At 35.0% G+C, this 2,238-nt stretch carries 2 protein-coding genes; both read left to right on the top strand.

Features of this window, described 5'->3' with window-relative positions; genetic code table 11:
* Positions 1 to 205: 205 nt before the first annotated feature.
* On the top strand, positions 206 to 748 hold the full coding sequence (locus AB4323_RS24410; RefSeq protein ID WP_372153546.1) for a chromosome partitioning protein ParA: 543 nt from the start codon (positions 206 to 208) through the stop codon (positions 746 to 748).
* Positions 738 to 2,129, top strand: coding sequence for a relaxase/mobilization nuclease domain-containing protein (locus AB4323_RS24405; protein WP_372153544.1), 1,392 nt, complete (start codon positions 738 to 740; stop codon positions 2,127 to 2,129). The genes AB4323_RS24410 and AB4323_RS24405 overlap by 11 nt, the downstream gene beginning before the upstream one ends.
* The last annotated feature ends 109 nt before the right edge of the window (positions 2,130 to 2,238 follow it).

Below are 2,238 nucleotides of genomic sequence, written 5' to 3'. Positions count from 1 at the left end.
TATTATTATTTAATTTAATAATATAAGAAATAAGTTTTGAAGCAAGCTATGTCTGTGAGTTCTATTTGTTCCAAATATCCTCATCAGACTATCCCCTCACAATTCGTTCGGTTGCACTAACACTCTTCGAGGTTAGCGCTATATAAAACCACAATCGCTTCGCTCAAAAATTGACATGCAATAATAAAAATAAGGAACATAAGTCATGAGTGATTACATCGATATATTCAATGCTATAGATAAAAATGAACTCTTGAAAATAGAGAAAGCACTAAACTCTGCAAAAAAAGATAAAATTAAACAAAGAAAATCTGATGAAGATAAGTTGTCTAAATCAGTGAAGATAAACTTTACAGAAATGGAATATAAAACACATAAAGAAAATCAGAAGAAATCAGGATATAGTACGTTATCTTCTTATATGAGAGCTGTATTAAACAAGACGATGGTGGTTAAGCCAATTGTACTTGAAGCTTCAAAAAACTTTTTCGATAAAACCTCTGGTATTTTTCAAGATATCAGCTTTATTGTTTCACACATAGAGAAAGGCAAACAACTTGATAGGCAAGAGGTAGAACTAGTTTTCCAAGCATTTGAAGTATTAAAACGAGAATTTCAAGAAGCCAGGCTCTTGTTAATAAATTGCTTTACTGAAGATACTGCGTATGAAATAGCAAAGGAGCATATTTCAATTGAAAAATTAGAAAAGTTGATACAAGAAAAAAAGAGAACAAACTATGATATATGAAGAACCTGAACAAAAACAAAAAAAGCACAATAAGAAGACTGTACATATACTTGTCGATTATATAAAAGGTAACGATGAGCGTGTTGCTAAAAACCTAATTAACTATTCCGCTGGTGCTAGCAAAGAGTGTACTGCGATAACAGAGTTCATATACGCCAACAACATCATCCACATTCCGCATGAAGCCAGAACTGCGGCAGGGGAGTTATTAGACTTATCAATGGCCATCACGGAAATGCAGCAATCAATTGCTCTAAATCCCGCAGTAAAGCAACAGTTCAAGCACATGATAGTTTCTTTAGACACGGGTGAGAACTTAAGCAATCCTCAATGGCAAAAGACTGTCAAGAGGCTTATGGAGCACCTCGGATACGACAATTGTCGCTATATATCTTTCAAGCATAATGATACTGACGAAGAACATGTACATATCGTGACCAGCACTATAGATATGGTCAATCGGAAAAAAGTCTCTGACAGCTATAGCTATTATCGTGCACAAGAAGTAATGAGGGAACTTGAAATCGAGTTCGGCCTGCGGCAGTTAGTTTCGAGTAAAGATAAAGGCTATGACGATCGTGCAACCATCAATGATGCAAGAGTTAAAACTAAAAAGGCGCAAGTTGCTAGATTAGTCACGAGAGCGATTAACCGTCTTAACCAACGCTCAACGTTAGCGCAATTTGTCTCAGCCGTAGAAAAACAACATCCAGAACTCACAGTCGAAGTACGAGAAAAGGACGGGCTGGTATCTGGTCTCGTCTTTACTTTGAGTGACAATCGTTTTAGTGCATCTCAGCTTGGCAGTAATCGTAAATTTACATTGGGAAAGTTAATTCAAAATGAAATTCTATCTGCTGATTCGCTCAATTTTGAGCGTTTTAAAGAAGAAATCAATAAGTCAGCTTTGCTGTCGCAAACGCAGAAACGACAAGCCCATACGTGTTACGTTAAGCGTCAGTCTGATGATAACGGTTGGCTACTTGTTTTGTTTACAGCTAACAAAATTTACTTTAATAAACTGCGAGCCATTTTACAAAATGATCGATTCCATTTGCGCTCTAGAAGATTTATACAAAGCAGCAATAAAATGTCTTGTGCTATCGCTATGCAGATCAATTTAGTACAGCTTAGCGACACATTCTCTGATGTTCTTCGACAGTTGTTCATTGAGTTGTTCTTTTCTATTAGAGAGAACCATAATGAGATTCAACACAAGTTAGCTATGCAAACATTCATTAACGATTTCAATATAAAAGTTATCTCTTTAAAGGAACTTAAAGATTTTGAGTCACAAAAAGATGCTGAAATATTTAGTACTGAAGAATTGTTTGAATACAAAGTTAAGGACAAAGATAACATGATGGGTCTGATTCAGTAAATACAGAGCTATTGAAAATTTACTTCCAGGGATGGTTATAAGTAGATGTTCGTTTCATATTAATTATCATGAAAATTAAATATGGTTGTATTAGTATCTATGGATAATA

This window comes from Vibrio sp. 10N.261.52.C11 (genome assembly GCF_041471405.1).
GTDB lineage: Bacteria > Pseudomonadota > Gammaproteobacteria > Enterobacterales > Vibrionaceae > Vibrio > Vibrio crassostreae_C.
The sequence above is the reverse complement of the archived record's forward strand: the minus strand, read 5'-3'. Positions and strand labels throughout refer to the sequence as shown.